This is a genomic window from uncultured Sphingorhabdus sp., from assembly GCF_937872355.1.
Taxonomy (GTDB): domain Bacteria; phylum Pseudomonadota; class Alphaproteobacteria; order Sphingomonadales; family Sphingomonadaceae; genus Sphingorhabdus_B.
Genome location: NZ_CALMSV010000163.1, coordinates 1 through 8,419, shown reverse-complemented (window position 1 = coordinate 8,419; position 8,419 = coordinate 1). Strand labels below are relative to the sequence as shown.

The window sequence follows — 8,419 nt, the reverse complement described above, 5'->3', positions numbered from 1 at the left end:
CGCGTTGAAGACTTCCTGGATCTTCGCACGACCGACAACGGTTTCGATGATTTCGGGACCGAGGATGCCAGCCATTTCCTTAGCGACATCTTCGGTGAGATGATAAATCACATCGAAATATTTGAACCGTGTCTTTTCGCGCTGCGCAATCTCTCGTGCCTTGGCGTTGGGGCGGACATTGAAGCCGATGATCGGCGCCTTGGTCGCGTTGGCCAGCGTCACATCGCTTTCGGTAATCGCACCGACGCCTGATTGCAGCACGCGCACTTTGATTTCGTCAGTCGAAATCTTGTGTAGTGCGTTGACGATGGCTTCAACCGAACCCTGAACGTCTGCTTTGACGACAACCGCATATTCCTTCGCACGGTTGGCAGCCAATGCCGAGAACATGTTGTCCACCGAAACCGGTGCCTGCGTTGTCCGCTTCAGCTTTGCCTGCTCCTTGCGGAAGGCAGCAACTTCGCGGGCGCGGGCTTCGTTTTCAACAACCGTGAGGATTTCGCCTGCCCCAGGAACACCAGTGAGACCCAAGACCTCGACCGGCATGGCCGGCCCTGCAGTTTTCACCTGTTGCCCCTGATCGTTGATCAACGCGCGAACCTTGCCCGATTCCTCGCCTACAACGAAAATGTCGCCGGTCTTCAGCGTACCGCGACGGATGAGCAGCGTTGCAACCGCACCGCGCCCCTTATCCAGCTTCGCTTCAACCACCACGGCTTCAGCCGCGCGATCAGGGTTGGCCTTCAACTCCATCAACTCTGCCTGCAGCGCCAGCTTGTCGAGCAAGTCGTCGATGCCGGTCTTCTTCAGTGCCGAGATTTCAACGTCCTGCACTTCACCGCCCATTTTCTCGACAATGACTTCATGCTCCAGCAGGCGTTCACGGATGCGCTGTGGATTCGCACCATCCTTGTCGCATTTGTTGATCGCGATAATCATCGGCACATTGGCCGAGCGGGCATGATTGATAGCCTCAATTGTCTGCGGCATGATGCCATCATCTGCAGCGACTACGAGGATGATAATGTCCGTCACAGTAGCACCGCGCGCGCGCATCTCGGTAAAGGCTCGGTGGCCGGGGGTACCAAGAAGGGTGACCATGCCCCCCCCCTGGTTTTTACCCTGATGGGCGCCGATGTGCGGGGTGATCCCCCCCCCTTCGCCCGCCTGCACATTCGCCCCGCGCAATGCATCGAGCAGCGAAGTCTTGCCGTGGTCGACATGGCCCATCACGGTCACGACCGGCGGACGCGGCTTCAACGTTTCGGGAGCATCGACATCGTCATCATGGGCAATATCGACGTCAGCGTCAGAAACGCGGGTGATGTTGTGACCAAATTCGGTCACCAACAATTCGGCGGTATCCTGATCGATGCTCTGTGTCAGTGTGACAGGCATGCCCATCTTGAACAGCGCCTTGACCAGATCGCTGCCTTTTTCAGCCATACGGATCGCCAGTTCCTGAACAGTAATGACTTCCGGAACGACAACGTCACGCACCTGCTTGGGCTGCGCATCGCGCTGCATGCCCGACATATGCGAGCGACGCTCTTTTTCGCGCGCGCGCTTGAGTGCTGCGAGCGAACGGGCGCGTGCACCTTCATCGTCGTCCAGAGCGCGCGTTACGGTCAATTTGCCCGATTGGCGACGGCTATCGCCCGCACGGTCACGGCTAGGCTTGTGCGGTACCTTCTTCGGATCTTCGCGGCGAACCTCTTCGCGGACCCCGCGAACTTCCTCACGCGGCGCTGCCGGAGCCGGACGCTTTGGCGATTCAACGGGGGTGAATCTGCGGGCCGGCGGGGGTGATACAGCATCGCTGGTTTCCGCAGCCTCAAATTCGTCGGCTTGTGCAACCGCAGGAGGCGGAGCCTTGGCAGCCTCAGCTTCAGCCTTACGGTTCTCTTCGGCACGGCGACGTTCTTCATCTGCCGCACGCGCGCGCTCCTCTTGCTCACGCCTATTGGCTTCTTCGGCAAGACGCAGCCGGTCTTCTTCTGCTTCACGCTGTAGACGGGCTACGCGCTCTTGCGGCGTTTCACCGCTCGGTGCGGCTGCACGCGGCGCAGGTGCAGCCGGCGGTGGCGGCGGGGGCGGAGGGGGTGGCGGAGGCGCGGCTACTTCCGGCTCAGGTGCATAGCCCGGCTTGCCGACAAGCTTCTTGCGTTTCACCTCAACCACAACCTTGTTGGTGCGGCCATGGCTGAAGGTCTGCTTCACCTCGCCCGACTCCAGTCGCGGCTTCAGCCCAAGCGGCTTGCGACCCAATGTCGGTTTATTCTCGTTTTCGTCACTCATTTTCTACAGACCTTGCCTTCAATCAATTACCGTCCGGTGCAGCATGTGTACGACGGTCCGCCTTGGCGTCGCCGCGCGCGTTACTGCATCCTATGAAATAAAGCCAGCGGTCTAGGTGATGTTTCACCCGCTCCGCCGCTTTTGCGTCGGTGATCGCCACATGCACCGAATTTGAGCGCCCCAGTGCTGCCGATAGCCGGTCGCGATCAACCGGCAATCGCGTGCCTTTGCGACCACTACCCTCTTCTTCAAGCCCGACGCGCCAACTCTGGTCACGTTTGGAAGCGCCATCATCGCTGGCATCAGAGGCGTGCAGCAACAGTGCGACTGCTCCGCTGCGGGCTGCTGCATCGACCTTTTCCGCGCCAGCGAGCAAATTGCTCGACCGGGCTTCTAGACCGAGGCGATCAAGTGTCGCCTTTTCCAAGCCAAACCGGATTCGGTCGACCAGATCGTCGGGAACTGTGAGTTCAGATACCTTGAAGGCACGTTTCAACAGACCGGCGAGCTTTCCTTTCGCGCGTGCGGCTTCGAGCTCTTCTGCCGGCACGCCGATCCACGCTCCGCGACCGGGCACTTTTCCGTGAATATCAGGCGCGACCTGCCCGTCAGGGCCCAGCGCAAGACGGATCAGCAGGCGTTGCTCCGCCCGCTCACCCGTCAAAATGCACCTTCTTACAGGGCTATCAAGGTTCTCATTGGGAGTCTTCCGCGACAACGGCGTCCTCCTCAACTGTTTCGGGTTCATCATCGAACCAATGCGCACGGGCAGCCATGATGATCTCGTTGCCTTGCTCTTCGTTCAGGCCGTAAACCGCCAATATGCCGGGTTTATCTTCGACGCGATGGCGACGATTGTCACTGCGGCGCTGTTCGCTCCGACCTTTCTGGATCAGTTCGTCAGTCGCAAGGTCGCAAGGATAGTCACGCGTCTTGATGCCCGCCTTACCCAGCGTCACCAGCATTGCTTCGGTGAGGTGCGGCAGTTCAGCAAGCGCATCTTCGACGCCCAGCTCCCGGCGTTCGGTACGTGCGGACTCTTCCTTGCGCTCCAGCGCTTCGAGTGCACGGCTTTGCAGTTCTTCGGCCAGTTCGTCATCGAGGCCTTCGATGCCAGCGATTTCTTCAAGTGCGACATAGGCGACTTCTTCAAGCTCGCTGAAGCCTTCCGCCACAAGCAGCTGCGCCAGCGTCTCGTCAACGTCGAGTTCCTGCTGGAACATTTCCGAACGCTCGACAAATTCCTTCTGACGCTTCTCGCTGGATTCCGCCTCGGTCATAATGTCAATTGCACGACCGGTCAGCTGGCTTGCAAGACGGACATTCTGGCCGCGGCGACCGATGGCCAAGCTCAGCTGATCGTCAGGAACGACCACTTCGATGCGGCTTTCTTCTTCATCGATGACAACGCGGCTGACCGTTGCAGGCTGCAGCGCATTGACGATGAACGTTGCGGCATCGTCAGACCAGGGGATGATGTCGATTTTTTCGCCCTGCATTTCCTGCACGACAGCCTGGACGCGGCTACCCTTCATGCCGACGCAAGCGCCAACCGGGTCTATCGAGCTGTCATAGCTGATTACACCAATCTTGGCGCGGCTGCCCGGATCGCGGGCTGCTGCCTTAATCTCAATGATGCCATCGTAAATTTCGGGTACTTCCTGTGCGAACAGCTTTTTCATGAAGTCCGGATGTGCACGGCTGAGCAGAATCTGCGGACCACGGTTTTCACGAACGACCTTCATGATCAATGCGCGAACGCGATCGCCGGGGCGAACAACTTCGCGCGGGATTTGCTGGTCGCGGCGGATAACGCCTTCGGCACGACCAAGATCTACCACGACATGACCGAATTCGACTGACTTCACGACGCCAGTGATGATTTCGCCTGCGCGATCCTTGAATTCTTCAAATTGGCGCTCGCGCTCTGCATCGCGAACTTTCTGGAAGATAACCTGCTTTGCTGACTGTGCGTCGATACGGCCAAGATCGACCGGTGGCAGCGGATCTACGATGAAGTCACCAACAGCCGCGCCCTTTTGCAGCTTTTCGGCCTGCTTGAGATCGACCTGCTTGAAATAGTCTTCAACAACCTCAACCACTTCGACAACGCGCCACAAACGCAAGTCGCCGGTCTGCGTATCGAGCTTAGCGCGAATATCGTTTTCCGCACCATAGCGCGCACGGGCGGCGCGCTGGATCGCTTCTTCGAGTGCCTCGACGACGATCGCCTTGTCGATCATCTTCTCGCTGGCGACTGCGTTTGCGATTGCGAGCAGTTCAGCCTTGTTGGCAGCAATCGGACTGGCCATGACTTTAGTCTTCCTGTTCTTGGTCGGGGTTGTCTTCGTCGATTTCGTCGACCCCGGCGCTGTTGAGCGGCGCAGTCGACGCAATCAGCCGGTCTGTCAAGACCAGCTTGGCGGAATGTATATTGGAAAAGTGGATTGCGTGTGTGGCGCCAGTGCGATCGGTGATTGAAACCACTGCGTCATCTACACCCGCAAGTTCACCACGAAATCTCTTTTGGTTTTCAATAGGCTCTATCGCCTCAATCTTGGCTTCATGCCCTGCCCAATCGGAAAAGTCCTTCAACCGGGTCAACGGACGGTCGATGCCGGGGGAGCTTACCTCCAACCGATAGGCCTCTTCAATCGGATCAAGTTCGTCGAACAGATCAGAAATCCGATGCGACAAAGCCGCACAATCGTCGATTACCAATTGGCGCGTATCGGGCCGTTCAGCCATAACTTGCAAAGTCGGCTCATCCGAACCTTCTGCGCCGCGATCAAACCATGCAACGCGTACGAGATCAAACCCTAAGGCTTTGGCCTCAGGTTCGATAATCTCGGCAAGTTTTTTTAAATCGGGCATGGTGCTCCAAATGTGCAGAAGACAATGCGAACAACCGATTGTGCCAGCCCCTTTCGGCGCTAGCCCCTTCAGTGTTTCGCAATGTCGGGATAAACCCCATCTAGGCGGAGCTACGCTGAAATGCAACCCTCTTGCAATTACGCGAAGCATTCGCATCTAAACGCCGAAATAAGAGAGGAGCCCTCCCTATGTTGCGAGCCTTCAGTTTGACCGCAGCCAGCCTTGTAGCTGTTGCCTGCGCCCCTTCGACAAGCAACGCCGAAGTCTCAACAGGCCCCAAGCCATTTGAGGTCACCGCGGTTGCAACTTTCAATGAACCTTGGGCGATGGCCTTTGTTCCCGGCACGCCATATGCGCTGATTACCGAAAAAAGCGGCAAGCTGAAACTGTGGCAATCGGATGGACCTGTTCGCGACGTCGCCGGCGTCCCTACGGTTGACTATGGTGGTCAGGGTGGTTTTGGCGATGTCATCGTCGCTCCCGATTTTTCGAAATCTGGCCTCGTTTATCTCAGTTGGGCGGAAGCCGGCGCAAACGACACACGCGGCGCAGTCGTTGGCCGCGCAAAGCTGGAATATCAGGGTAGTCAACCCAAGCTGGTTGGCCTGCAGAAAATCTGGGAACAGAATCCGAAGGTCACTGGACGCGGTCATTATGGCCATCGCCTCGCATTCTCGCCCGATGGCAAATATCTGTTCATCGCCTCTGGCGAGCGGCAGAAATTCGATCCAGCTCAGGATATGAGCGCTAATCTTGGCAAGGTGCTGCGCCTCTTCCCCGATGGCAGCGTGCCGAAGGACAATCCGTTTTACGATGCGGCCAATCCGGTAAAGTCACAAATCTGGTCGTTAGGGCATCGCAACCCGCTTGGCTTGACCTTTGATGACAAGGGGCAGCTGTGGAACCAGGAAATGGGTCCGCGCCACGGTGATGAACTCAACCTTGTTAAGAGTGGCGCCAATTATGGCTATCCAAAGGTTTCAAATGGGGATCATTACGACGGCCGCGACATCCCCGATCACAAACCGGACGACGGCTTTGAAGCACCCAAGGCCTACTGGGTTCCGGCAATTTCGCCGGGCGGCCTGATGTTCTATAATGGTGAACTGTTTCCGACATGGAAGGGCTCGCTCTTCATCGGCGGGTTGGGTGGCGAGGCCCTGGTCCGCGTCAAGGTGAATGGCGAAAATGTCGAAAAGGCCGACCATTGGCCAATGGACGCCCGTATCCGGGAAGTCGAACAGGGCCCCGACGGAGCAGTATGGCTGCTTGAAGACGGGAGCGAAGGGCGTCTGCTGAAGCTGACGCCCCCAAAACCTTAACCCGCTGGATTAGTGCCTGCGAGGTCCGCAATGAAACTGCGAACCCGTTTGGCGTTCATTCCCAGATCGCTGATACCAACGCGGCTGATTGAGCGCATATCAACGATGCTGCCGGTGCCGTCTTCGGTTGGACGCACACGGACAACAACATCGTCTTTGAAGCGAAAGAAACGGGTGGTGTCGGTCGCCTCAAGGCGGCCTTCAACCGGATCGGCAATAGCAACCTCCCAACCGCGGACTTTGGCCAGCCGCTCTGCCTTGGCAATGGCTTCTGCAACCGGCATTGCGATGCGAACCGAACGGATGTCACCATAAGCTTTCTGGTGCAGCGCCGCCCAGCGCTGTTGCGGGTTCATGCCTTTCATTTCGGGCTCATTCTCGCCTGGAATCTGGTCAAGATTGTCAGCCCTCACTTCGAGCATCCGGAATTGGGGCGGGTCAGCCAGATCGGTCGAAATATCGTGGATGGCGGGCACCGTGCGCGCCGTATAGGCGAAACTCAACAACCATAGTGCCAGTGCGCCGCCCAGCGTCATGCCCAGCCAGCGCAACGGGCGAGCCGCCACCCTACCCTTGCGCTTTGCCCACCAGCCGACAACAAAGCCGCCCAATAAAGCCAAAATTCCTGCGCCGAAGGCAAGCATCAACAGTTGGAATCCGAAGCGGAAATCCCACAAGCCCCAGCCGGAACCGAGTCCAGCAGCCAGCGCTATCAGTATTGAACCAAGCCCAAGCCAGAAGATTGTCTTTCCGCTCCGGTTCGAAGATTTTTTCGCAACAGGTGCCGCAGCCGCCGTTTCGCTGACGGGTTCAGGCGCAGGCTGCTGAACCGCTTCTACTACCGGTTCGGTCGCAGCGCCACTTTGCACAGGCGGGTTTTCGTCATTCTGCATTTGCGGCTCCCCTTGGTCCTCGATTGCCGCCAAGCTAGCGCAAGTCCGGCAAAAGCCAAAGTAAATCCCGCTATCGCTAGCAACCGACATTCCAAAAATATTGGACAAAGCGGAACGCCACTGACAAGGCCCCCCGCGATGGTGATGGATCCCACATTAAAGCGCCGTGCAACGCGCTTCGTGCTGCTGACCGTGCTCATCTATTCGATGGGTTTCGGCATCATCATGCCTGTCTTGCCCGATCTCATCAAACATCTGGCGCATGTCGACGCGGCCGAAGCGGCACGCATCGGGGCATGGATCGGCGCAACTTATGGCTTGTTCCAGATTCTGCTGATGCCCGCCGTCGGCAATCTGGGGGATCGTTTCGGGCGGCGACCGATCTTTTTGATTTCACTCTTCGCCTTCGGGTTCGATTTCCTGCTGATGGGTCTTGCTCCCAATATAGGCTGGCTATTCATCGGGCGTGCGATCGCAGGTGGTTTGGGCGCGGTTTTCGGTCCTGCCAATGCCGCCATGGCGGACATGTCAACACCAGAAGAACGCGCGGCAAGTTTTGGCAAAGTTGGCGCCGCCTTTGGTCTCGGATTTATATTCGGCCCGGTCATAGGCGGACTGCTTGGAGATTTCGGGCCAAGGGTGCCCTTCTATGTCGCGGGTGCGCTCGCGATTGCGAATGGCATCTACGGCTGGATCGTATTTCCAGAAACCATGCCCGAAGAAAAGCGCCGTCCGTTTGAATGGAAGCGGGCCAATCCCTTGGGGGCTTTTGCGTCGCTTGGTAAAATAGAAGGAATAGTTCCCGTCGCCTTGATCTACTTCCTCTGGTCGCTCGCAGGGAATGTATACCCGGCAAGCTGGTCCTTTTTTGCGCCGATTCAATATGGCTGGGGCAGCGGCATGGTCGGTGTCTCGCTGGGTCTTGTCGGCATTTCAATGGCGGGTTTTCCGGGGCCGGGCAACCGCCCCCTTCTTACCCCCCTGTGGGGGGGCAAAAACGCCCCATATGGGGAGGATCCCCGGGGTAACCGC

Annotated in this window: 7 protein-coding genes; 2 read left to right on the top strand and 5 right to left on the bottom strand. The window is 57.9% G+C overall.

Annotated elements, in window-relative coordinates; all coding sequences use genetic code 11:
- The 4 genes from infB to rimP form a co-directional block, all read right to left on the bottom strand.
- Positions 1 to 2,298, bottom strand: a 2,298-nt coding sequence (infB, locus tag Q0239_RS10465; RefSeq protein WP_298602342.1) for a translation initiation factor IF-2, incomplete at its 3' end; no start/stop codon positions are given.
- A gap of 22 nt (positions 2,299 to 2,320) precedes the next feature.
- Positions 2,321 to 2,962: a DUF448 domain-containing protein gene (locus Q0239_RS10460; protein WP_298602339.1), complete on the bottom strand. Its 642-nt coding sequence runs from the start codon at positions 2,960 to 2,962 to the stop codon at positions 2,321 to 2,323.
- A gap of 31 nt (positions 2,963 to 2,993) precedes the next feature.
- Positions 2,994 to 4,610 (bottom strand): transcription termination factor NusA, encoded by a 1,617-nt coding sequence (nusA, locus tag Q0239_RS10455; RefSeq protein ID WP_298602336.1) that lies wholly within the window; start codon positions 4,608 to 4,610, stop codon positions 2,994 to 2,996.
- 4 nt (positions 4,611 to 4,614) lie between these two features.
- Positions 4,615 to 5,172 (bottom strand): ribosome maturation protein RimP, encoded by a 558-nt coding sequence (gene rimP, locus Q0239_RS10450; protein ID WP_298602333.1) that lies wholly within the window; start codon positions 5,170 to 5,172, stop codon positions 4,615 to 4,617.
- Positions 5,173 to 5,360: 188 nt separating this feature from the next.
- Between rimP and Q0239_RS10445 the strand changes: the two genes are divergently transcribed.
- Positions 5,361 to 6,494, top strand: coding sequence for a PQQ-dependent sugar dehydrogenase (locus Q0239_RS10445; RefSeq protein ID WP_298602330.1), 1,134 nt, complete (start codon positions 5,361 to 5,363; stop codon positions 6,492 to 6,494).
- Here the strand turns inward: Q0239_RS10445 and Q0239_RS10440 are convergent.
- Positions 6,491 to 7,387 (bottom strand): DUF1499 domain-containing protein, encoded by an 897-nt coding sequence (locus Q0239_RS10440; RefSeq protein WP_298602327.1) that lies wholly within the window; start codon positions 7,385 to 7,387, stop codon positions 6,491 to 6,493. The genes Q0239_RS10445 and Q0239_RS10440 overlap by 4 nt on opposite strands.
- On the opposite strand from Q0239_RS10440, the gene Q0239_RS10435 reads away from it, so the two are divergent.
- Positions 7,358 to 8,419, top strand: a 1,062-nt coding sequence (locus tag Q0239_RS10435; protein WP_367276088.1) for an MFS transporter, incomplete at its 3' end; no start/stop codon positions are given. The genes Q0239_RS10440 and Q0239_RS10435 overlap by 30 nt on opposite strands.